The sequence below is a fragment of the Kitasatospora sp. NPDC028961 genome, assembly GCF_055564815.1.
Window position 1 is genome coordinate 1 of record NZ_JBVHVO010000001.1, and the last position, 22,059, is coordinate 22,059.

The following is a 22,059-nucleotide window of genomic DNA, read 5'->3' on the forward strand; positions in this document are numbered from 1 at the left end:
CCGAACCCTCCCCACACGACAACATCGGCTCCCAAGACCACAACCGGGTCTTGGGAGCCGACGTCACGCACGGGCCCGAATTAACCAACAGCATCGCGATTCACGCCTCCAGGCCCCATCCGACTGAATTGCCTCCTTTCCCCTCTTTCCCGGGAGCACGCGCCGGTAGGTTGTCGCCGGATTCGACACGGCACCGCCCACCTCGTCGCCCCGGAGAGCACCCATGTCCAGCGCGCCCCGAACCGCCCCGGAGTACTGGGACAGGTACCGGTCCCACCGCGGGGACGGCCCTCAGGCCCGTCCCGAGGCGAACCAATTCGACTGGACCGGTGTCCCCGGTCACGGACCGGGTGCGGAGATCCTGGGAAATCCGGGGACAGCACTCGACCTCGGACCCGCCGAGGGTGAGAACGCGGCGTTCCTCGCGAGGGAAGGGGTCGAGGTCGTCGCCGTGGACTTCTCACTCGTCCAGGTCGAGCGCGCCCGGGCGTTCTGGACCGATCTGTCGGCGCTGGAGTTCGTCCACGCCGAGGCCTGCGCGTTCCTGGACGAGGAGGTGAGGTCGTTCGACGCGATCTACTCGACCTGGGGTGCCGTCTGGTTCACCGACCCCGAGGAATTGTTCCCCCGGGTCGCCAAGCGGCTGGCCCCGGGCGGTACCTTCGCGTTCTCCCACCGTGAACCGGCTGCCGGAACATACGGCGCCCAGGCCATGGGAGGGAAGTGGCTGGAGGGCCGCGAGACCGAACTGACGGTCCTGCGCTGGCAGTACACCGCCGAACAGTGGACCGATCTGCTCAAGCGCCACGGCTTCACCCATATCAGCGCACAGGTGATTCCGGCCCGGGAGAGCGGCGCCCTGGGGACGCTACTGCTGACGGCAGAGGCCTCGGCCGGGCGCTGGACACGATCAACGAATCAGGACAACCGTCCTTAGGGCAGGGGGCCTTGCCCGCGGTGCACGCCCTTATGAGCGCCCCCTGATCGTCACTACCGTTGAGTTCCTGTCGGCTCCGGGGAGGGATCGTGTCTCGCACAGAGACGGTCGTCGACGTACCGGCCATCCTGCGCGCCGCCCGGGCGGTGAAGCGGGTGACCCTTGCGGAAGTGGGCGCGCACGCCGGCTACTCCGCCTCGGCCATGTCCCGGATCCTGCGAGGACAGATGGCAGTGGCCGACGGCGCCCTGCTCCGCATCGCGGAGTTCCTGGACATCCCGCCAACCCACCTCGGCCTCCACCGCGACCACCCGGCCCGACACACGCGGACTGCACCCCCCGGCAGCACGGTTGCTACTAGGGTGACGACAGGTCACCAAAAGTCGGAGGACGAGGTGCGGCGAAGGCGATTCCTCGCGGCGGGAGCCGCAGGCGTGGGCGCAGTGGTCATCGGCACCGAGCAGGCCGACGCGGTGACGGCTGCCAAGAAGTCCGGCATCGGCGGCGACCCACTGGAAGAGGCGCTGTTCGCCCCCGGCCCGCCCACTCCGCTGCCCGGCCTCGCAGGCGCGCTCGCCACCGCCCGCGCCGACTTCCGCGCAGCCCGCTACTCCCGTCTGCGCCACACCTTGCCCGCATTGATCAGCGGAGCGGAGGCAGCGCGGAACACTGGTACCGGCCTGGCACGTGAGCGAGCGTGCGCGGCCATCGCCCGCTCCTACGTGCTTGCGACCGAGCTGGCGGTCAAGGAGAGCGCCGACTACGCCTGGGCCACCGCTGACCGCGCTCTGACCGCAGCCCGCGCCTCCGGCTCACCCGTCGTGGTCGGAGAGGCGGCCCGGGTGCTCGCCATCACCATGCGCCGCTCCGGACGCATCTCCTCTGCCGTCCAACTCCTCACCTCGACCGCGAACAACCTGCACGCACAGGCCGGGCGCGAGGACGACCTACGCGCCGTCCGCACCACACTGCTCCTGACCGCTGCCTATACCGCTGCGACCGGAGGAGACGGCCGTACCGCCAACGAGCTGATCGACGAGGCGGAACTGCTGGCCAAGCGGATTCCCTCAGGGCGTACAGGAGAGTTGTTCACTGTAGAGGCCACCCCAGAGCAAGTGACGCTCTACCGGATCGGCATCGCCACAACGCTCAACGAGCCGGACTCCGGGGTTTCCCACGCCCGTGCCCTCGACCCTGCTCGCCTTCCGACGCAGGAACGGCGGGCGCGGTTCTACACCGACGCCGCCCGGCTCTGGACCGCTTTGGGGGACGACGGTCGGACCTACGCGGCGTTGCAGGCCATGGAACGCGTGGCGCCCGAAGAACTGCGCCGGCCGTCCGTTCGCGCGATCACGTCCGGCCTCGTGCACTCCTCGGCCCGCCTCCCCGGACTACGCGCCTTCGCCGCCCGAACTGGCGCATTCGACGCTTAGACGCGGCAAGGCCAAGTCCGCCTACAGCTGCGGTGCGACCGCGTCGGGGCCAATCCCAGTGAGCCTGGAGTGGGAAGTCGGACCCGCCGACTTCCCTCTCCACAGCCGGGTACGCCCTGCCACCGCCACATCGCCCACGCCCCCACCTCGCCGTGAACAGGCCGCCGCGGCTGCTCCGCACCACGACACTCGATTCTTGGCCCCACACGGCAACACCGGCCCTTTCGGAGTGGACAGTTGCTCCCACCGTCCCTAACTTCGTGCCCGAGGGCCGATTGCCCGGAGCAACCCTTGAGGAGGCTGTCCGTGCTCTTGGATGGTGACCAGTGGCGCCAACACTTCGACGGGTATCGCCAGGATGCGTTCCGACTGGAGGCCCAGCCGGCGTACACCATGCCGCGCGAGGCCGAGAACCTCGCGCGGTTCCTGCGCGGCGAACCGAAGCCGGCCGAGCACAACGCGGCCTGGCACCGACGGGTTCAGGGCTTCGTCGCCACCGGCAGGACGATCGGCCGGGTCCGGTTGGTGCGGAGGCCGTTGACCGACTACCAGCGATACCAGTTCGCCTGGGGGATCCCCGGCAACATCGCGGCCGGGGAGGACATCCGCATCCTCGACGCCACCGAGCAGGACTTCGGGATCCCGGACCAGGACTGGTGGATGTTCGACGAGTCCTCGGTCGTCCATCTGAACTTCCGCCCGGACGGAACGCAGATCAACCGCGAGCTGGTCGATGGACGAGCCGAAGAGTGCCGAGAGTTGAAGCGGCTGGCGATCGTGAACTCGGTGCCGTTCCTCGAATACGCGAACGACCACATGTGACGCCCGATCCCGATCAGCTCAGCTGATCGGGATCGGGATCGGGATCGGGGCCGGATGCTCAGGAGCCTGCCCCTGCGAGCGGGGGTTGGAGTGGGAAGTCGGACCCACCGACTTCCCACTCCGAGTCGGCTTGTTCTCCGGGCTGAAGGCCTTCACCGATGAGAGTGGGACCTATGAAGTCCACAGCGTGTGTGGAGGGAGAACCATGAAGCTCACGAGGATCCCAGGTGGTGTCCCGGGCTGGCGGGACGACCGCTGTAGGACTGAGCGGAGGCTTGTGACCGCACAAGGCTTCCGCCCGACTCCGGAGGGCGAGGCCGTGGTGGAGATCCCGGAGGCTCTTCTGCGGGAGGCGTTCCATGCGCTTGACCGGTGATGACTGGCGGGCGTTCTTCGACTCGTTCGAGCAGGAGGCGTTTCGGCTGGAGACCCGGAGTTCCTATGCCATGCCGGGTGAGGCCGAGGAGTTCCAGCAGTTCCTGGCCACCGGCGAGTTGCATCTCGATGCCGATGACAGGTGGCTCACCCGTGTGCGGAACTACCGTGCCACGGGCCGCAGGATCGCTCGGGTGCATGTACTCACCCGGCCGTTGTCCGACTACCTGCGGTACGAATTCGCTGCTTACGCCTACAACGTCGAAGCCGGGGAGGACATCAGGATCCTCGACCTGACCGGCAAGGAGAATCCTGGTCTCCCTGATCAGGACTTCTGGATGTTCGACGGCAAGAAGGTCGTCGACATGAAGTACGCCCCGGACGGCACGCAGATCGGCCGAGAGCTTCTGGAGAGCCCGGACCTCGACCGGTTCCGGTTCTGGCGGGATCTCGCCATGTCGCTGTCGGTTCCCTTCACGGAGTACAACGCGGGGTGACCCGGGGCTGGGACCTGCCGGTGTGAATGAAGTGGATCGGTTGGCGGCGCCCCCTCGCTCGGGTCGAGCGAGGGGGCGCTGTCCGGTCAGGTCGTGAGGTGGTCGAACTCGCCGGCCTTGACGCCCTGCACGAACTTGGCGAACTTGAGCGGCGTGGTGCGGACGATGATCTCGCCGGTGTCGGACTCGCGGAGTTCGACCATCCCGTCGACGGTGCGCACCTCGACACATTCGTTGTTCGAGGCGCTGTAGCTGGACTTCTGCCACTCTGACCTAGGCATTCGCGGCTTTCACTTCTTTCATGATGGATCGGATGAAATCTCGCGATCCGTCTTCGGACAGCGCGGTCGATCCCAGACGCGAGAAGATGACTCGATGCTTGGCCACGTCAGCCGGCGAGTCGAAGTAGAGCGCGCCCTGGGATACGTCCATCTGAATGGTGTCCAGCTCAGGGACAGGGCCTTCTGCGAAGGTGAGGTTCTCACCGGCACCGGGGAAGGTCTCGACAGAGAATGGCACAACCCGGATGGAGACACCGGGGCGCTCGGAGTGTTCAAGAAGGGCGTCAAGTTGTTCGGCGAGGACGCGCGGGCCTCCGAATTGCATGCGCAGCGCAGCCTCATGAACGAAAGCTTGCAGAGGAGTCCTGCCCGATCGGATGAGCTGTTGCCTCTTGATGCGGAAGGCAGTCCTGAGCTCAGCCTCTTGCCGTGGGAGCGGCGGAACCACTCGCGCGAACACAGCAGACGCGTAGGCACTGGTTTGGAACAGGCCGGGCATGTACGTGGTGGTGCTGACAGCCAGGCGCGCAGCTCGGCCTTCGAGTTCTGCGATATCGAGGAAGTCCGTCAGCAGAACCCCTCGATACTCCTCCCACCAGCCTTTGCGCCGATCCGAGGCCATCTCGGCGAGAGCATCGATGAGCGGTTGGTTGGCACAGCTGCAGGCGGTGGCTACGGTGCGAAGGCGTTCGGGGCTGACGCCGATCTTCGCTGTCTCCATCTGAGTCATCTGACCAGGGCTGATACCCAGCATCTTGGCGAGCTGACTTCCACCGAGTCCGGCCTGCTCCCGCATCCTCCGCAGCTCGACTCCCAGCCGACGTTGACGCATGGTCGGGTTGCTGCGAACAGCCATGATGTCCTCTCCGCGGGCAGTGACGACAGTCTGCCGCGCTCACGGCGTGCGGGTCCATCTGAAACCTCGCCACCCACCTAAGGGTGAATCTTTCGCCATACGCCTAAAACTTCAAGCCCTGTGCGCTACGGTCGTCTCACATCGATCCGATGGACCGTCAGTAACGCCTGTTCCCAGGGCAGTAGGCGCCTGCTGCCCGCGCACCGCAGAGCAGCCGTACGCGGCACTCCCAGTCCCGTTCCGGCCTGGCTCACGGCGACGAATCCGCCGGGTCCGCCACACCCACTCCACTCCTCTCCGCCTCTCTTCGGAGGTCCCTCATGTGTGCCTTCACCCTGCCCGAACCGCCCGACTGGTCCGCCGCCCGCGAGGAGCTGCGCGAGGCCCTCGACCTCGCCGGCTGGCCCGCCGACCTCATCCACGACGCCGAACTCGCCCTCTGCGAGCTCTACATCAACGCCTGGCGCCACGGCGGCAGCCCCGCCCCGCTCGTCGTCGTCCTCCTGCGCGACCACACCCTGCGCGTCTCCGTCGCCGACGACAACCCCCACCTCCCCGAACCCCGTACCCCCGCCGACCCCTACGCCCTCTCCGGCCGGGGCCTGCACCTCGTCCGCTCCCTCACCCACCGCTTCGGCACCGACCCCCGCAAACACGGCAAACGCGTCTGGTTCGAACTGGACTCCGCCGCGTGAGCACCACCCCCGAACCCGACCCCCCACACCCCCGCGACACCGGAAGGAACCAGCCGTGGGAGTCCTGATCCCCCTCATCACCGAAGCGATCCACACCGAGCGCACCACCGTCGCCTACCTCACCGTCGAACCCGTCCCCGACGCCACCCTCCAGCTCCGCCTCGCCGTCGACCTCGACATCCACACCGGCCCCGGCGAACAACTCGCCCTCCCCCTCACCCACCACCAGGCCCACGACCTCCTCCACGACCTCGCCGCCCACCTCGGCCACCGCGTCCTCGGGATCCGCCGATGAGAACCGGCACCGCCAACTTCCTCGTCGGCGCGGCCCTCCTCACCCTCCTCGCCCTCGCCCTCACCACCGTCGCCCTCGGCGTCCTCACCACCCTCAAAATCAACCACCACCCCCCACCCCCACCCCCACCCATCACCCCCCACGGCCGCTGGGAACTGCGCACCCGCCCCGACGGCACCCACGAATACGCCTGGATCGCCCGCCAGGCCGGCCACTACGGCCCCGAAACCCACCACCGCACCGCCCCACAGAAGAAACCCGGACGCCACGCCATACCGCACTGACCCGACGGACGCGGAGACCCCGCCACCAGGGCGGGGCCTCGCCGCCCCACAGCAGCGAACGCCCTGGTCAGAAGAATCTCGAAAAAACTTCTGAACCACCTGCAACCCCCGGCGGGGATGCGCGTCTATACGGATGAAGGCACGGAGAGCGAGACCGGCAGGGCCGGGGGGCGCTACCGCTGACAGCGGAGCCGGTCGTCTTCACACACCGTCAGCACCATGACCCTGGGGAAACACGTCATGCGTAAGTCCGTTATGCCCCCGTTCGCGAAGAACATCACCGCCACCTCCGGCCGCCGCCGGCTCGCCGCCGTCGCCGCCACCCTCGTCCTCGCCGGCTCCGTCCAGCTGATGACCGCCGAGGCCTCCTCGGCCTGCGGCTCGGGAAACACGGCCGCCGAGACCAAGCCGGTCACCCCCGCCTCCGCCCACCAGGGCAACCTCGGCGCCGGGTTCTTCATGACCCCCGACGGCCAGAGCATCACCGCCGGCGGCGCCAAGGCCGAGATCGGCCTTGAGGTCGGCAACTTCACCGGCGCCCCCTACGAGAACGTCGCCCCCGTCATCGCGATCTACAACCCGGAAGGCTCCAACCGGCTGGAGGACTTCACTGTCGAGGCCGCCAGCGAGCACAGCGGTTGGAAGAAGCTCACCCTCCGCCACGGCTGCGACCCCACGATCATCGCCGACACCAGCTCTCTCAAGACGAAGCAGCTCACCGACGGTCACGCCACCCACTTCGCCTTCCGCGTCTCCGTCTCGGCGAACGCCGCCGCCGACCTGAAGAGCTTCCAGGTCTACCTCGGTGGCAAGGCCGACGGCTACCCCATCGAGCAGAGTGGTTCCCACACCTACAAGGTGCTCCGCACCGCCGCCCCGGCCAAGCCGGCCACCACCGCCAAGCCCACGACCAGCGCCACGACCACGGCCAAGCCCAGCGCCAAGCCGACCGCCAAGCCCGCCGCCCCGAAGTCGGCCGCCCCCGTCGCGCCCGTCGAGGACAAGACGCAGACCCCCGCCACCCCCAAGGCCACGCCGACCGCTTCCGCCACCACCGCCCCCGCCACCACCGCCCCGGCCGGCACCCCCGAGCTCGCCCAGACCGGCGCCGGCACCCCCAACGGCTTCCTCGCCGCCGCCTCCGCCGCCTTCGTCGCGCTCGGCGCGGGCGTTCTGATCGCCGTGCGCCGGCTGCGTCCCCAGCGCTGACCGGCCCACGGAGCACCACAGGGGCCCTGCCCCCGCACGGCGGTGCGGAGGCAGGGCCCCTCGTCGTTCCCGGGTGACGACGGGCTCAGTCCTCGACCGGCTCCCGGTCCGCCGACGTCCGACCCGACGTCCGACCCGACGCCCACCCCGAGGCCGCCGCACTGGCCGCCAGCAGCCGCAGACCGGCCTCCGACGACGAGCCGGGCACCGCGCTGAAGAGCAGCATCCGGTGCCCGGACGCCTCCGGCAGCGGCAGCGCCTCGAAGTCCAGCGCCAAGTCCCCGACCACCGGGTGGTGGAACTCCTTGGTGCCGAACAGGCAGTCGTGCACCGGGTGGCGCGACCAGAGCGCCGCGAACTCCGCGCTCTTCATCGACAGCTCGCCGATCACCTCGGCCAGTTGCCGGTCCTCCTGGTGCCGCCCGGCGGCCAGCCGCAGGAAGGCGACCTGGGCCCGGGCCTCGGTCTCCCAGCCCGGGTAGAGCTCCCGGGTCCGCGGGTCGAGGAAGAGCAGCCGGGAGAGGTTGGGACGCGCCGACGGCGAGTCCGGCGCCGTCGCGTCCAGGTGTCCGGCCAGCAGTGCGTGGCCGAGCGGGTTCCAGGCCAGCACCTCGTTGCGCAGGCCGACCACCACCGCCGGGACGTCGGCCATCGCCGCGATCAGCCGGCCCACCGCCGGCCGGACCCGCTCGAAGCGCTCGGCCGGGCGCCCCTTAGCCGCCCGGCCCGGGCGGGCCAGGTTGCGCAGGTGGGCGTGCTCGTCGCCGTCGAGGCGCAGCGCCCGGGCGATGGCGTCCAGCACCTCGTCGGAGACGTTGCGGCTCTGCCCCTGCTCCAGCCGCGTGTAGTAGGTGATGCTGACGCCCGCCAGCTGGGACAGCTCCTCGCGCCGCAGCCCGGGCACCCGGCGCCGGCTGCCGTACGTGGTCAGCCCGACGTCCTCGGGTCGCAGCCGGGCGCGGCGGGTGCGCAGGAACTCGCCCAGCTCGCTCGGCTTCTCCGCCCCCGCCGACGACGCCAAGGAGGGGGCCGACAACGGCCTCTCCGCCGACACGGGCTGCTGCGCTGACGGTGTCTCGGGTGCGGTCATGCCTCCAGTGAACACCGCCGGGCGGCGCCGAGCCTGTCCCTGCCAGTGCCACCCTCCGCGGGGATCTGGGTACCCCCGGCGCGGCCCAGCAGGCTGCTGCCGTACCCGGAACACCCCGTCGAGCGAAAGGCAGCGGAGCGATGACCGCCACCCTGTCCGAAGCACCAGCCCTCCCCCGCACACCAGCCGGTATGACCGGCCGGCAGCGACTCGTCCTGGTCGTGCTGCTGGCCGCCCAGTTCATGCTGGCTGTGGACTTCTCGATCCTGAACGTCGCCCTGCCGGTGATCGGCCAGGGTCTCGGCTTCGGGCTCGGCAGCCTGCAGTGGATCGCCACCGCCTTCGCCCTGAGCGCGGCGGGCTTCACCCTGCTGTTCGGACGGGTCGCCGACCTCTTCGGGCGGCGCCGGGTGTTCCTGATCGGCCTGGCCGTGCTCGGCGTCTCCTCGCTGGTCGGCGGGCTGGCCACCACCCCGGAGCTGCTGCTGGCCGCCCGGGTGGCGCAGGGCCTGGCCACCGCCGCCGTCACGCCGGCCGGGCTGGCGCTGCTCACCACCGCCTTCCCGGAGGGCCCGCTGCGCGAGCGGGCACTGGGCCTGAACGGCGCGCTGATGTCGGCCGGCTTCACCTCGGGCGCGGTACTCGGCGGGCTGCTCACCGACCTGCTGAGCTGGCGCTGGGCGTTCTTCGTCAACGTGCCGGTGGCCCTGGCCGTCCTGCTGGTGGCTCCCCGGCTGATCGCGGAGAGCCGGCCGGCCGGGAAGGTCCGGATGGACTTCCCGGGGGCGGTCACCGTCACCGGCGGTCTGCTCGCCCTGGTCCACGGACTGACGGCGGCCGGTGAGCACGGCTGGGGCGACCCGCTCGCGCTCGGCTCGCTGGGGCTGGGCGCGGCGCTGCTGGTGGCGTTCTGGTTCGTCGAGCGGACCGCCGCCTCGCCCCTCGTGCCGGTCCGGGTGCTGCGGCGGCGCACGGTGGTCTGGGGCAACGCGGCCGGCCTGCTGGCCTTCGCCACCGAGACCTCGCTGGTCTTCCTGCTGACCCTCTACCTCCAGCGGGTGCTGGGCTTCTCCGCGCTGGCCACCGGCCTGGCCTTCGGGGTCCTGGGTGCCGGCACCGTGCTCGGCGGTGTGGTCGCGCCGCGGCTGATCGGGCGGCTCGGCAGCCGGGGCGCGCTGCTCGCGGGATTCCTGGTGCAGGCCGCCGCGACCGCCGCACTGCTCCTGCTCGGCGCCGACCGGGCCTGGCTCGGCCTGCTGCTGGCGGCGACCTTCGTCGGCGGGGTCGGCAACATGCTGGCGATCGTCGGCTTCATGGTGACGGCCACCTCGGGCCTGCCGGACGAGGAGCAGGGGCTGGCCACCGGGGTCGCCACCATGACCCAGCAGGTCGGCATCACCCTGGGCACCCCGGTGATGAGCGCGGTCGCCACCGCGGCCGCCGCGGGGACCACCGTGCTCACCGGGGTCACCTGGGCGATCGCCGTGAACACCGCGCTGGTGCTGCTCGCCGCCCTCGCCTCGGCGCTCTTCCTGCGGCGGGGATGAGTGCCCCGCCCGACCGGCGGAGTGGGACGTCGGACGGGACGACGCAGGGGCGCACCGCCGAGCGGTGCGCCCCTGGTGAAGCCGGTGTCCGTACGAGGTCAGCCGTCGATCGTCTTGCGGAACGCCTCGGCCACCGTGAGGAAGATCGAGTTGCCCTCGACCTCGCCGATCGAGATCCGGACGCCCTCCGGGAACGGGCGGACGATCACGCCGGCGTCGGCACAGGCCGCCGCGAACTCCTGGGAGCGCTCGCCGAGCGCCAGCCAGACGAAGTTGGCCTGCGAGTCCGGGATCTCCCAGCCCTGGGCGCGCAGCCCGGCGACCACCCGGGTGCGCTCCTCGACCAGTGCGTCGACCCGGACCATCAGGGCCTCCTCGGCCCGCAGCGAGGCGACGGCCGCGTTCTGCGCGAGCTGGGTGACGCCGAACGGCACCGCCGTCTTGCGCAGCGCGTTCGCCACCGGCTCGTGCGCGATCGCGAAGCCGACCCGCATGCCCGCCAGGCCGTACGCCTTGGAGAAGGTCCGCAGCACGCAGACGTTGGGGCGGTCGCGGTAGAGGTCGATGCCGTTGGGGACGTCGGCGTCGCGGATGAACTCGATGTACGCCTCGTCGACGACCACCAGGATGTCGGCGGGCACCGCGTCCAGGAAGCGCTCCAGCTCGGCGCGGTGGATCACGTTGCCGGTGGGGTTGTTCGGGTTGCAGACGAAGATCAGCCGGGTGCGGTCGGTGACCGCGGCCAGCATCGCGTCCAGGTCGTGGTCGCCGCCCGCGGTGAGCGCCACCGGGACGGGGGTCGCGCCGGCGACCTGGGTGATGATCGGGTAGGCCTCGAAGGAGCGCCAGGCGAAGATCACCTCGTCGCCCGGGCCGGCCGTGGCGAGGATCAGCGACTGGGCGACGCCGACCGAGCCGGTGCCGGTGGCGATGTGCTCGGCCGGGACGTCGAAGCGCCGGGCCAGCTCGGCGGTCAGCTCGGTGACCGCCATGTCCGGGTACCGGTTGAGCGAGCCGGCCGCCGCGACCGCCGCTTCGAGCACGCCGGGCAGCGGCTCGTACGGGTTCTCGTTGGAGGACAGCTTGTAGGCGTCGGCGCCGGCGGGCTTGCCGGGCTTGTAGGTGGGGATGCCGTCCAGGCTCGACCTCAGCCGAGGCCCCTGCGCTGCCGTTCCGCTCACGGTCCTTCTCCTTCTCTCTCCGTCGGGCCCACTGCGTCGGGCCCGCTGGTGCGTCCGCTCCCGCGCCGGACGGGATCGCCGCCGTGCCCCGGGATCTCGCAACGCACCGGACCACCCCGGTCGGGTGCCCTGAACGATACCGACCGCGGCTCACCCGTAGGAGTGAGATGCCCGGTCGGGTTACTGGTGCAGATCAGCCATTCTGCAGGGTTCCTTTGGCACATGTCAGAGGTAAGACGGCTGGTTTCGTGCGGGTATCGAAGGGGCGCACACGGGCTCACTCTTGGAGAAACGTATCTCCAAGGACCCCCGATGCGCCGGTCACAGACCCTTGTCAGGAGCCATACGATCGGTCCGCCATGACAGCAGCAGCCAACCAGAGCGGTCGGCGACCCACCACCTCGCGGCGTCTGGAGCGGGCCGGCATCCGGGATGTGGCAGCAGCCGCAGGAGTGTCGATCACCACCGTCTCCGACGCGCTCAACGGTAAGGGCCGCCTGCCCGACGAGACCAGAAGCCGGGTGCGCGAAGTCGCCGAGCGCCTCGGCTACCGCCCCTCGGCCGCCGCCCGAACCCTGCGCACCGGGCGCTCCGGCCTGATCGGACTGACCGTCACCACCTACGGCGAAGAGCCGTTCACCTTCACCGAGTTCGCCTACTTCGCCGAGATGGCCCGCGCCGCCACCAGCGCCGCGCTCGGCCGCGGCTACGCCCTGGTGGTGCTGCCCGCCTCCTCCCGGCACGACGTCTGGGGCAACATCGCCCTGGACGGCACCGTGGTGATCGACCCGCCCGACCAGGACCCCCTGGTCAGCGAGCTGTACCGGTCCGGCGTCCCGGTGGTCAGCGACGGCAAGCCGGGCAACTGCCCGGTCACCGCCTGGGTCGACAACGACCACGAGGCCGCCGTGCTCGGCATCCTCGACCACCTCTCCGAGGCCGGCGCCCGCCGGATCGGCCTGCTCACCGGCACCAGCACCGACACCTACACCCGGCTCTCCACCGAGGCCTACCTCGGCTGGTGCGCCAAGGTCGGCCAGGAGCCGGTCTACGAGACCTACCCGGCGCACGACCCGGCCGCGGGGGCCGTCGCCGCCGACCGGCTGCTGGCCCGCCCGGACCGGCCCGACGCCGTCTACGGGCTCTTCGACCCGAACGGCACCGACCTGCTCGCCGCCGCCCGGCGGTACGGCCTGCGGGTGCCGGACGACCTGCTGCTGGTCTGCTGCAGCGAGAGCGATGTGTACGCGACCACCGAGCCGCCGATCACCACGCTCTCGCTCAAGCCCCGGCGGATCGGGACGACGGTGGTCAACCTGCTCATCGACGCCATCGAGGGAGTGGACTCCGGGACGGGCGTCGACATCGCCCGGCTCTTCCCGCCCCGCTTCCGCACCGCCGGGACGGGGCCGCCGCCCGGCACGCTGATGCCCACCGAGCTGATCGTCCGCGCGTCCTCCCAACGGCGGAGTCCGCGCACCACCGTCAGCCCGCCGCGCCCGCCGGGCGAGGTGTAGGGGGCCGACGGGCACCGAGCGGGCCGGCGCGGGCGGTCGGGCCGGCCGCCCGGGCCGGTGCGTGGGCCGGGGCGTGGGCCGGTGCGTGGGCCGAGCACCGGTGCGGCGGCCGGTCCCGGGCTCCCGGCTCGGCATGGTCCTGTCACGGACCGGCACGCATCGCCACGGACGGCCGCAGGTGATCATCTTGCGGTCTAGACCATACCTAGCCAGGACAAAACGGACCTGACGGACCGCCCGGCTGACGCTCCGGAGGATTGGATACCCACCAGGTGACGACGCCGGGAGAGTGGTCTTCCTATGATGGGCGAATGACACCCGAGGACCGCTTCCCCGGGCCTGAACACCCCGACTCAGGCCCCCGCCACCAGCCGGACCTCGACGTGCTGCCCTTCGGCACCTACTACGAACCCGAGCCGACCGGGTACGCCGAGGCGGCCTACGAGTCGGAGACCTACAGCGGCTACGGCGGCGCCCGGTACCTCGAACAGCACTGGCCGGCCGCCGGACACCCGCAGAACACCGGTCACCCGCACGACGTGGGGCACCCGCACGCCGCGCAGACCGAGCACGGCGGGTACGAGCCGACCCTGCCGGACCGGCCCTCGCCCGCGCACCAGAACGACGACCCGCCGACCATCGAGCTCGGCCCCCCGCTGCCCGAGCCCGGCCTGCCCTACCACCCGTACCCGGCGCCCGCCCCGAACGAGCCGCCCGGCCCGCTCTACGTCGTCGGCGACGTGCACGGCTACCTCGACGAGCTGCTCGCCGAACTGCGCCACCAGGGCCTGATCGACGCCGAGGGCCACTGGGCCGCCGGGCGCTCGCGGATCTGGTTCCTCGGTGACTTCACCGACCGCGGCCCCGACGGCATCGGCGTCATCGACCTGGTCATGCAGCTCGCCGCCGAGGCCGCCGCCGCGGGCGGCTACTGCCGGGCCCTGATGGGCAATCACGAACTGCTCTTCCTGGGCGCCGCCCGGTACGGCGACGAACCCGTCCAGTCCACCGCCGGGACGGCCTCCTTCCTGGCCGCCTGGCGGCTCAACGGCGGCCAGCAGCACGACCTGGACCGCCTGGAGACGCACCACATCAGCTGGCTCTCCCGGCTGCCCGCCATCGCGCTGGAGGAGGGCCACCTGCTGCTGCACTCCGACACCACCGCGTACCTGGAGTACGGCGACTCCATCGCCGAGGTCAACGACGCCGTCCACCACCTGCTCGCGGACGAGGGCGTCGACGAGTGGTGGGACTGCTTCCGCCGGTTCACCAAGCGCTTCGCGTTCCGCGGCGACGGCGGCCCGACGGCCGCCCACGAGCTGCTCGACACCTACGGCGGCGCGCGGATCGTGCACGGCCACAGCCCCATCCCGTACCTGACCGGCGCGGTGCACGCCGACGACGGCGCGCCGCCGCACATCCCGGGCCCGTACGTCTACGCCGACGAGCTCGCCGTCGCCATGGACGGCGGGGTCACCATGGAGGGGCGACTGCTCGTCGCACGGCTGCCGATCTGACCCCCCGGCCGCCCCACCGACCCCAGGGCGAACACCCGTTCCCGGCGCCCGGGCCGTAGCGCACGCGCGGCCCGGGGCGCGAAATTCCGGAAACTTACTGTCTGCGCGGCCGTGACCACCCCTACCATCGAGGGCACACCACACCCGGCCGCCCGTGTGACGGCCCGTCTCCCTACCCGTCTCCGTGCACCGCGACGGAGCGAACGGGGTTGGCATGAACGGGGTCCCCATGAACAACGCCCCGCACCTGCTCGCCGAGGACCGCCCTGACTACGAGCGCCTCCTCGACGAAGCACTGCGTGACGGCACCGTCCTCACCGCCCTGCGCACGCCCGGCGCACTCACCGCCGACCAGTTGCGCATCAAGGCCCTGCGCGCCGCCGACGGCGTCGCGGCCGCGGCGGCCACCGAGTACACGCACTACCTCCGGCTCCGCGACAGCCTGCGGGAGACACCACCGCCCGCCCGGAGCGGCGAGCCCAGCGCGCCCGGCCTGCTCACCCAGCTGCGCTCCGCCAACGGCGGCGCCGGGCTCTTCCCGGTGCTCACCGTGCTCACCCCGATCCTGGCCTGGGCCGCCGCACTCGTCCTGCTGCTGATCGGCTACACGCTGCGGGCCGCCGACCCCGAGCTGCGACTGGCCCGCTCGCTGCTGACCGCCGGCTGGCTGGCGCTGGCGGCCGGCGTGGTCGCGATGGCGGTGGGCATCGTCGGGCTGATCCTCACCGCCCTGCGGGACGGCGCCGGAACCCCGACGCCCCCCGGCACCGACCCGGACCTCGCCGCCGAACTCGCCGACGCCCGGCGCGACTGGCAGCGCGCCCTGCGCGAGCGGGCGCTGCTGCCCTACCTGCACACCGCCCTGCGCGCCGACCCCACGACGGCGCCGGGCATACCGGGACCGGGCGCCGGACCCGACACCGCCCGCCCCGGCAGCGCCCGCCCGGACACCGCCCGCCCGGACTTCAGCAGCCCCGGCTACAGCGGTCCGGGCTTCACCAGCCCCGGTGCCGAGGGGCTCACCGACCCGCAGGGCCGGGAGCCGCGCACGGCCTCCTTCAGCACCCCGGACTTCACCGGCCCCGGCTACACCGGGCCGGGCTTCACGGGGCCGGACGAGGTCTGACCCCGGGCGACGGGCGGGCCGGCCCACTCGGCGTCAGTTCGCCGGCGCGGTAGAGGGACCGGCACCGCCGTCCGCCCCCGCGTCCGCCCCCGTGCCGGCGTCCGTCGCGGCGCGGACGAACGCGCGGACCCGCTCGGTGGTGTTGCTCTCCAACCAGACCAGGCCGCGCTCGATCGGCGACGCGTCGTGGATCGGCACGTAGGCGACGTCCGGGCGGGGGTAGTACCGCCGGGAGTGCTCGCCCACCGGCAGGACGCCCCGGCCCATCGCGACCAGCGAGAGCATCTCCGAGAAGGTGTTGCCGACCGGCCCCGCGGGCACCGGCCGGCCCGCCGGGGTGCGCTCCGGCGTCCGGTCCCGCTTGAACTCGACCGAGGTGACCGCCGGGTACTGCACCACCGGGTACTCGGCGAGGACTTCGAGCGAGACCGACTCCGCCCCGGCCAGCGGATGCCCGGCGGCCACCGCCAGGACCCGCCGCTCCTCCACCAGCGCCGGCCCGCGGGCCATCCCGTCGAACGGGAAGGCCGCGATGAGGAGGTCGACGGAGCCGTCCAGCAGGCTGGCCCGGGAGTTGAACAGCTGCACCTCCCGGACGTCCACCCGGCAGCCCGGGTGGCGCTCGGTGAACAGCCGCACGGCCCTGAGCAGCACCGGCGCGGTCCACTCGCCGAGGAAGGCGACCCGCAGCTCCCCGGTCACCCCCCGCCCGGCGTCGACGGCGCGGCGCACCGACTCCTCGATCCCGGCGGCCAGCGGCGCCAGGTCCGCGGCCAGCCGCTGCCCGATCGCGGTGAGCCGCACGGTCCGGCTGGTGCGCTCGAACAGCCGGGCGCCGATCCGCCGCTCCAGCTTCCCGATCACCTGGCTGATCCGGCCGGTGCTGACTCCCAGGCGCTCGGCGGTCCGCCCGAAGTGGAGCTCCTCGGCGAGGGTCAGCAGCGCCTCGATCTCGTGGCGCTCCCACACGGCCGGCTCCCATCGTTTACTTCCGGTGAACGATCCTGGACCGATCGAGCGTTGATCCCCCGCCCGGGGCGGTCCGATCATGGAAGCACGTCAACCCGCCCGCCCCACCCCCGGGAGTCCCCAGTGAGCGCCGTCCGCGTCAAGGCCTTCGACCACCTCGTCCTCAACGTCCGGGACGTCGAGCGCTCGCTGGACTTCTACGCCGGCCTGCTCGGTCTGGCCCCCGTCCGCGTCGACGAGTGGCGGGCCGGCAAGGTCTCGTTCCCCTCCGTACGGGTCAACCCGGAGACCATCATCGACCTGACCGCCCGCGAGCGCGGCGGGTCCAACGTCGACCACATCTGCCTCACCGTCGACCCCCTGGACTGGCAGGAGGTCATCGACTCCGGCGTGTTCACCGTCCTCGAAGGCCCCGTCCCCCGCTACGGCGCCCGCGGCAGCGCCACCTCGGTCTACGTGCAGGACCCGGACGGCAACACCGTCGAACTCCGCTGGTACCCCGAGGACGCTTCCTGAGCCCCGGACCCGGCCCACGAACAGGCCGAGGACACGCCGGTACAGGGGTCCGGCGTGCCCTCGGCCGACATCCGGCGGGGGTGCCGGGCCAGGACGCCACCGTGACGGGCTGCCCGGTGGTCCGTGCTCTTCGCACGGTGGTTCCCCCATGATTCACGCGCTGGCGCCGGAACGGCGGAGCACACATTCGTAGATCAACATGCTGCTGTCCCATGTGTTCCGCCCCCGACGGCGAGCCCCTACCGGTCGGCCGGGGCCCGCCCGGCCCGACGACCGGGACCGGAGTAGCCTGGACGCCACTCAGGGCATTTCGCATTCCGGTCCCGTTCCGGCTTCGTCCTGGGCGCAGGACAGCGCCGGGCAGCCACGGGCCGCCCGGAGGCGGGCCGGGTCGCTCATGACCACCTACGACACACCACCGGCGGGGCACGGCCTCACCGTCGCGGACGCGATGGAGCCCTACGAGTACCAGATCGCCGACGACCGGACCGTCGAGCAGGCCAACGACATCTTCCACAGTGCCCATGTCGCCTACCTGCTCGTCCGCGACCACAACGGCCGGTGCGAGGGCCTGGTGACCCGGAGCGGCCTGCACCCGCTCCTGACCGGTCTCCGGTACTCGGAGCAGACCCAGGTCCGCGACACCGAGCACCAGCAGGGGCCTTTCGCCTGGCCCACCCTCGGGCTCGGCATAGCGGCGCTCGCGATGCGGATCAAGGCCCTGGTGGTCTGGCCCGTCATCGACGACGAGGGCTTCCTCCTCGGCGTCCTCACCGCCGACCGCGTCACCGGCCTGATGAACCCCGGTGCCGCGGCGGCCGCCCTCCCCGCCGCCGACTGACGCGGCCCTCGGGGCGGTCGCCCGGACGCGGATGCGCACCGGCCCGCGACTCCCCCCTTCGGGTCGCGGGACGGTGCGCGGTCGGTGGGTTCAGTCCGCCAGCGGGAGGTACACCCGGTTGCCGTGCTCGGCGAACTCCTCGGACTTGGCCCGCATGCCCGCCAGGGCCTCGGCGTCGTAGTCCGAGGCGACGGCGGAGGAGCCGTCGCCGTGCTCGGCGCGGATCTGCTGGGAGATCTTCATCGAGCAGAACTTCGGGCCGCACATCGAGCAGAAGTGGGCCGTCTTGGCGGGCTCGGCGGGGAGCGTCTCGTCGTGGAACTCGCGGGCCGTCTCCGGGTCGAGGGCCAGGTTGAACTGGTCCTCCCAGCGGAACTCGAAGCGGGCGTCGGAGAGGGCGTCGTCCCAGGCCTGGGCGCCGGGGTGACCCTTGGCCAGGTCGGCGGCGTGGGCGGCGATCTTGTAGGTGATGACGCCGGTCTTCACGTCGTCCCGGTTGGGCAGGCCCAGGTGCTCCTTGGGCGTGACGTAGCAGAGCATCGCGGTGCCCCACCAGGCGATCATCGCGGCGCCGATGCCCGAGGTGATGTGGTCGTAGCCGGGGGCGACGTCCGTGGTCAGCGGGCCGAGGGTGTAGAACGGCGCCTCGTCGCAGATCTCCTTCTGGAGATCCATGTTCTCCTTGATCTTGTTCATCGGGACGTGGCCCGGGCCCTCGATCATCACCTGGACGTCCCGCTCCCGGGCGATCCGGCCCAGCTCGCCCAGCGTCTGCAGCTCGGCGAACTGCGCCTCGTCGTTGGCGTCGGCGATCGAGCCGGGGCGCAGGCCGTCACCGAGCGAGAAGGTGACGTCGTAGCTCGCGAGGATCTCGCAGAGCTCCTCGAAGTTGGTGTAGAGGAAGTTCTCCCGGTGGTGGGCCAGGCACCAGGCCGCCATGATCGAGCCGCCGCGCGAGACGATGCCGGTCTTGCGACGGGCCGTCAGCGGCACGTACCGCAGCAGCACGCCGGCGTGCACGGTCATGTAGTCGACGCCCTGCTCGCACTGCTCGACGATGGTGTCCCGGTAGACGTCCCAGCTGAGCTCCTCGGCCCGGCCGTCGACCTTCTCCAGCGCCTGGTAGAGCGGCACCGTGCCGATCGGGACGGGGGAGTTGCGCAGGATCCACTCCCGGGTGGTGTGGATGTTGCGGCCGGTGGAGAGGTCCATGACGGTGTCGGCGCCCCAGCGGGTGGCCCAGGTCATCTTCTCCACCTCCTCCTCGATCGAGGAGGTGACGGCGGAGTTGCCGATGTTGGCGTTGATCTTCACCAGGAAGTTGGTGCCGATGATCGACGGCTCCACCTCGGGGTGGTTCACGTTGACCGGGATGACGGCGCGGCCGCGCGCCACCTCGGCGCGGACGTACTCCGGGTCCAGGCCCTCGCGCAGGGCCACGAACTCCATCTCCGGCGTCACCACGCCGCGCCGGGCGTAGGCGAGCTGGGTGACGGAGGCACCGGACCGGCCGCGCAGCGGGCGGCGCGGGCGGCCGGGGAAGACGGCGTCCAGGTTGCGCAGGTTCCCGCCGCGCGGCGAGGTGTGCTTGATCCCGTCGTCCTCCGGGCGGGCCTCGCGGCCGTCGTACTCCTCGACGTCGCCGCGCTGGCGGATCCAGGCGTCCCGCAGCGGCGGCAGGCCGCGCCGCACGTCGGCCTCGTAGGCGGGGTCGGTGTACGAGCCGGAGGTGTCGTAGAGCGGGACGGTCCGGCCGTTGGTCAGGACGACCTCGCGGTACGGGACCCGCAGGTCGGGGCGGGACCCCTGGCGGTAGGCCTTGCGCCAGGCCGGGGTCGGGTAGCCGGTGGCCGCGCTTCCGGCGGCCTGGTTCCGGGCAGACTGCGGCTGTGCGTCGAACGTGGTCATCAGACCCTCTACTCCCTACGCCGGCATTACCCGGTCAGGTTCCTGCGGTCGACGCAGCGGTCGGCACGTCCAGCGACGTTCCGGTCAGCGCCCTCTCAGCCCGGTGCTCCGAGCTCCCGTGTCCGCAGGCGGTGTTGCCTGCGCATGACGTCCAACACCGTAGCGAGCGGATCGCCGCTGGTCCAGAGGGGGTCCTCGGGCGGCGATCCGCACCACGGGGCGCCGCGGCGCTCCGGGGCGGGCAGACTGGCAGTCACGCGGGGCGGGCGGCGAAGGAGGAGCGCAGTGATCGGGAGCACGGGGCGGGTCAGCGGAGCGGTGGGCGCGGGACTGGTCGGCGAGGTGATGGTGCACGTCCCGGAGCGCCGGGGCACGGAGGCGTTCCTCGCCTATCTCGCCGTGCCGGGTGACCGGCTGTCGGTCGGGACGCCCGTGGTGGTGATCGAGTACCACCCGCCCCGGACCGTCTACGTGGCACCGATCCTGCCGTGACAGGGTTGTGACGGACGGTCATGTGCGATCCCTTCTCCTCCGGTTGTCCCGGGCGGACAATCCGAGTCGGCGCATCTCATGCGCCGAAAGGGGGAGTTGAACCATGGTGTTCGTCATCATCGGGACCGCCGCCGGGGTACTGCTGGTGGGTGTCACGCTCTTCAAGCTCATGTGGCGGGTGGCCGAGCCCAACGAGGCCCTGATCATCTCCGGCTCCCGGCACCGGACCGAGGGGGTCGGGGACGGCCTGGGCTTCCGGATCGTCACCGGGCGGGGGACCTTCGTCACGCCGGGGCTGCAGGGCGTCCGCCGGCTCTCGCTGGACCTCAACGAGGCCGAGCTGGACGTCGAATGCGTCACCACGCAGGGCATCCCGGTCCGGGTCAAGGGCGTGGTGATCTTCAAGATCGGCGACGACGACGTCTCCATCGCCAATGCCGCCCGGCGATTCCTGGACCAGCAGAAGCTGATCAGCCAGCGGGTCCACAACGTCTTCGCCGGCCACCTGCGCTCGATCGTCGGCGGGCTCACCGTCGAGGACATGATCCGGGACCGCGAGCGGCTCACCGGGGAGACCAGGGCCGCCTCCGGGCTGGAGATGGAGAAGCTCGGGCTGATCATCGACACCCTGCAGATCCAGGAGATCATCGACCCGACCGGCTACATCAAGAACCTCGCCATCCCGCACGCCGCCGCCGTCCAGCGGGACGCCCGGATCGCCCAGGCCGCGGCCGACCGGATGGCCACCGAGGCGGAGCAGGAGGCCGCCGCCCGCAAGGCTGAGGCGACCCGCAACAGCGCCATCCAGCAGTCCGCCTACCAGGCCGAACGGGACACCGCCAACGCCCGCGCCCAGCAGGCCGGGCCGCTCGCCGAGGCCGCCTCCCGGCAGGAGGTCGTCGTCCAGGAGACGAAGGTCGCCGAACTGGAGTCGCGCCGCAAGGAGCAGCAGCTGCAGATCGAGGTCCGCAAGCCGGCCGACGCCAAGGCGTACGAGACCCGCACCCGGGCGGACGCCGACCGCGACGCGCGGATCTCGGCGGCGCAGGCCCAGGCCCAGGAGACCGAGCTGAAGGCGGCCGCCGAGGCCGGCCAGGTCAGGATCGCGGCCCAGGCCGCGGCGGACGCCACCAGGCTGCGCGCCCTGGCCGAGGCCGAGGCGACCAGGGCCACCGGGCAGGCCGAGGCCGCGGCCACCGAGGCCCGCGGGCTGGCGGACGCGGAGGCCGCCAAGGCGATCGGGCTCGCCAAGGCCGCCGGCATCCAGGCCCGGGCCGCCGCCCTCGCCGAGAACCAGGACGCCGTGGTGGCACAGGAGTTGGCGGAGAAGTGGCCGGACATCGTGCTGGCCGCCGCGCAGTCCTTCGGCAACGTCGAACACATGGTGCTGCTCAACGGCGCCGACGGGGTGGGCGAGTTGTTCGCCAAGGCGCTCACCATGGGCGGGACCGGCCTCGGCCTGGCCCGCCAGCTGCTCACCACCCTGCACGGGCCGGGGCAGCCCGGCCCGGCGCCGGACACCGCGGCGCCGGGCGGAGCCGCCGTACCGGCGGTGGCCGGGACGGCCGCGGGCGGCGCGGCCGTCGTGGTGCCGGTCCAGCAGATCCCGGTCGAGGAGTGACGGCTCCCGGCCCGGTCGAGTAGCCGCCCGCGCCCACCTGAGTACCCGTA

General features: G+C 71.7%; 22 protein-coding genes. 16 read left to right on the forward strand and 6 right to left on the reverse strand.

What is annotated here, in order from left to right; genetic code table 11:
• The first annotated feature begins 223 nt into the window (after positions 1 to 223).
• The 4 genes from ACZ4UX_RS00005 (at position 224) to ACZ4UX_RS00020 (ending at position 4,064) form a co-directional block, all read left to right on the forward strand.
• Positions 224 to 937, forward strand: coding sequence for a class I SAM-dependent methyltransferase (locus ACZ4UX_RS00005; protein ID WP_465704478.1), 714 nt, complete (start codon positions 224 to 226; stop codon positions 935 to 937).
• 89 nt (positions 938 to 1,026) lie between these two features.
• Positions 1,027 to 2,370 carry a helix-turn-helix domain-containing protein gene (locus ACZ4UX_RS00010; RefSeq protein ID WP_465704480.1) on the forward strand — a complete coding sequence of 448 codons (1,344 nt, stop codon included), beginning with the start codon at positions 1,027 to 1,029 and terminating at the stop codon, positions 2,368 to 2,370.
• Positions 2,371 to 2,676: 306 nt separating this feature from the next.
• Positions 2,677 to 3,192, forward strand: a complete 516-nt coding sequence (locus tag ACZ4UX_RS00015; RefSeq protein ID WP_465705377.1) for a DUF6879 family protein — start codon at positions 2,677 to 2,679, stop codon at positions 3,190 to 3,192.
• 359 nt (positions 3,193 to 3,551) lie between these two features.
• Complete coding sequence (locus ACZ4UX_RS00020; protein WP_465704482.1) at positions 3,552 to 4,064, forward strand: DUF6879 family protein; 513 nt, start codon at positions 3,552 to 3,554, stop codon at positions 4,062 to 4,064.
• Between the two features lie 86 nt (positions 4,065 to 4,150).
• Here the strand turns inward: ACZ4UX_RS00020 and ACZ4UX_RS00025 are convergent, their stop codons facing one another.
• Positions 4,151 to 4,345: a DUF397 domain-containing protein gene (locus tag ACZ4UX_RS00025; RefSeq protein WP_465704484.1), complete on the reverse strand. Its 195-nt coding sequence runs from the start codon at positions 4,343 to 4,345 to the stop codon at positions 4,151 to 4,153.
• Complete coding sequence (locus ACZ4UX_RS00030) at positions 4,338 to 5,201, reverse strand: helix-turn-helix domain-containing protein (RefSeq protein WP_465704486.1); 864 nt, start codon at positions 5,199 to 5,201, stop codon at positions 4,338 to 4,340. The genes ACZ4UX_RS00025 and ACZ4UX_RS00030 overlap by 8 nt, the downstream gene beginning before the upstream one ends.
• A 320-nt stretch (positions 5,202 to 5,521) precedes the next feature.
• Between ACZ4UX_RS00030 and ACZ4UX_RS00035 the strand changes: the two genes are divergently transcribed.
• The 4 genes from ACZ4UX_RS00035 to ACZ4UX_RS00050 all read left to right on the forward strand — a co-directional run bounded on the left by ACZ4UX_RS00035 (position 5,522) and on the right by ACZ4UX_RS00050 (position 7,684).
• Entirely contained in the window at positions 5,522 to 5,896 is a 375-nt protein-coding gene (locus ACZ4UX_RS00035) for an ATP-binding protein (protein WP_465704488.1), read from the forward strand.
• Positions 5,897 to 5,951: 55 nt separating this feature from the next.
• Positions 5,952 to 6,191 carry a hypothetical protein gene (locus ACZ4UX_RS00040; protein ID WP_465704490.1) on the forward strand — a complete coding sequence of 80 codons (240 nt, stop codon included), beginning with the start codon at positions 5,952 to 5,954 and terminating at the stop codon, positions 6,189 to 6,191.
• On the forward strand, positions 6,188 to 6,475 hold the full coding sequence (locus tag ACZ4UX_RS00045; RefSeq protein ID WP_465705421.1) for a hypothetical protein: 288 nt from the start codon (positions 6,188 to 6,190) through the stop codon (positions 6,473 to 6,475). The genes ACZ4UX_RS00040 and ACZ4UX_RS00045 overlap by 4 nt, the downstream gene beginning before the upstream one ends.
• A gap of 240 nt (positions 6,476 to 6,715) precedes the next feature.
• On the forward strand, positions 6,716 to 7,684 hold the full coding sequence (locus ACZ4UX_RS00050) for a hypothetical protein (protein ID WP_465704492.1): 969 nt from the start codon (positions 6,716 to 6,718) through the stop codon (positions 7,682 to 7,684).
• 85 nt (positions 7,685 to 7,769) lie between these two features.
• Here the strand turns inward: ACZ4UX_RS00050 and ACZ4UX_RS00055 are convergent, their stop codons facing one another.
• Positions 7,770 to 8,720, reverse strand: a complete 951-nt coding sequence (locus ACZ4UX_RS00055; protein WP_465704494.1) for a helix-turn-helix transcriptional regulator — start codon at positions 8,718 to 8,720, stop codon at positions 7,770 to 7,772.
• Between the two features lie 194 nt (positions 8,721 to 8,914).
• On the opposite strand from ACZ4UX_RS00055, the gene ACZ4UX_RS00060 reads away from it, so the two are divergent.
• Positions 8,915 to 10,321 carry an MFS transporter gene (locus ACZ4UX_RS00060; RefSeq protein ID WP_380385596.1) on the forward strand — a complete coding sequence of 469 codons (1,407 nt, stop codon included), beginning with the start codon at positions 8,915 to 8,917 and terminating at the stop codon, positions 10,319 to 10,321.
• Positions 10,322 to 10,419: 98 nt separating this feature from the next.
• On the opposite strand, the gene hisC is transcribed toward ACZ4UX_RS00060, so the two are convergent.
• Positions 10,420 to 11,502, reverse strand: coding sequence for a histidinol-phosphate transaminase (gene hisC / locus ACZ4UX_RS00065; RefSeq protein WP_352295028.1), 1,083 nt, complete (start codon positions 11,500 to 11,502; stop codon positions 10,420 to 10,422).
• A 359-nt stretch (positions 11,503 to 11,861) separates the two neighbouring features.
• Between hisC and ACZ4UX_RS00070 the strand changes: the two genes are divergently transcribed.
• The 3 genes from ACZ4UX_RS00070 (at position 11,862) to ACZ4UX_RS00080 (ending at position 15,662) form a co-directional block, all read left to right on the forward strand.
• A complete protein-coding gene (locus ACZ4UX_RS00070) occupies positions 11,862 to 13,019 on the forward strand; it encodes a LacI family DNA-binding transcriptional regulator (RefSeq protein ID WP_078879728.1) in 1,158 nt (385 codons plus the stop codon).
• Positions 13,020 to 13,330: 311 nt separating this feature from the next.
• Entirely contained in the window at positions 13,331 to 14,536 is a 1,206-nt protein-coding gene (locus ACZ4UX_RS00075) for a metallophosphoesterase (RefSeq protein ID WP_329488875.1), read from the forward strand.
• 214 nt (positions 14,537 to 14,750) lie between these two features.
• A complete protein-coding gene (locus tag ACZ4UX_RS00080; protein ID WP_465704497.1) occupies positions 14,751 to 15,662 on the forward strand; it encodes a hypothetical protein in 912 nt (303 codons plus the stop codon).
• 33 nt (positions 15,663 to 15,695) lie between these two features.
• Here the strand turns inward: ACZ4UX_RS00080 and ACZ4UX_RS00085 are convergent, their stop codons facing one another.
• Positions 15,696 to 16,631: a LysR family transcriptional regulator gene (locus ACZ4UX_RS00085; RefSeq protein ID WP_465704499.1), complete on the reverse strand. Its 936-nt coding sequence runs from the start codon at positions 16,629 to 16,631 to the stop codon at positions 15,696 to 15,698.
• 123 nt (positions 16,632 to 16,754) lie between these two features.
• Here ACZ4UX_RS00085 and ACZ4UX_RS00090 point away from each other — a divergent pair, with 123 nt between their 5' ends.
• Together ACZ4UX_RS00090 and ACZ4UX_RS00095 are read left to right on the forward strand one after the other, a co-directional pair.
• A complete protein-coding gene (locus ACZ4UX_RS00090) occupies positions 16,755 to 17,147 on the forward strand; it encodes a VOC family protein (protein ID WP_465704501.1) in 393 nt (130 codons plus the stop codon).
• A gap of 397 nt (positions 17,148 to 17,544) precedes the next feature.
• On the forward strand, positions 17,545 to 17,988 hold the full coding sequence (locus ACZ4UX_RS00095; RefSeq protein WP_465704503.1) for a CBS domain-containing protein: 444 nt from the start codon (positions 17,545 to 17,547) through the stop codon (positions 17,986 to 17,988).
• Between the two features lie 90 nt (positions 17,989 to 18,078).
• Here the strand turns inward: ACZ4UX_RS00095 and thiC are convergent, their stop codons facing one another.
• Positions 18,079 to 19,896 carry a phosphomethylpyrimidine synthase ThiC gene (gene thiC / locus ACZ4UX_RS00100; RefSeq protein WP_465704505.1) on the reverse strand — a complete coding sequence of 606 codons (1,818 nt, stop codon included), beginning with the start codon at positions 19,894 to 19,896 and terminating at the stop codon, positions 18,079 to 18,081.
• A 285-nt stretch (positions 19,897 to 20,181) separates the two neighbouring features.
• Here thiC and ACZ4UX_RS00105 point away from each other — a divergent pair, with 285 nt between their 5' ends.
• Positions 20,182 to 20,388 (forward strand): hypothetical protein, encoded by a 207-nt coding sequence (locus ACZ4UX_RS00105; protein ID WP_329488866.1) that lies wholly within the window; start codon positions 20,182 to 20,184, stop codon positions 20,386 to 20,388.
• Between the two features lie 103 nt (positions 20,389 to 20,491).
• Positions 20,492 to 22,009: an SPFH domain-containing protein gene (locus tag ACZ4UX_RS00110; RefSeq protein WP_352295010.1), complete on the forward strand. Its 1,518-nt coding sequence runs from the start codon at positions 20,492 to 20,494 to the stop codon at positions 22,007 to 22,009.
• Positions 22,010 to 22,059 lie beyond the last annotated feature (50 nt).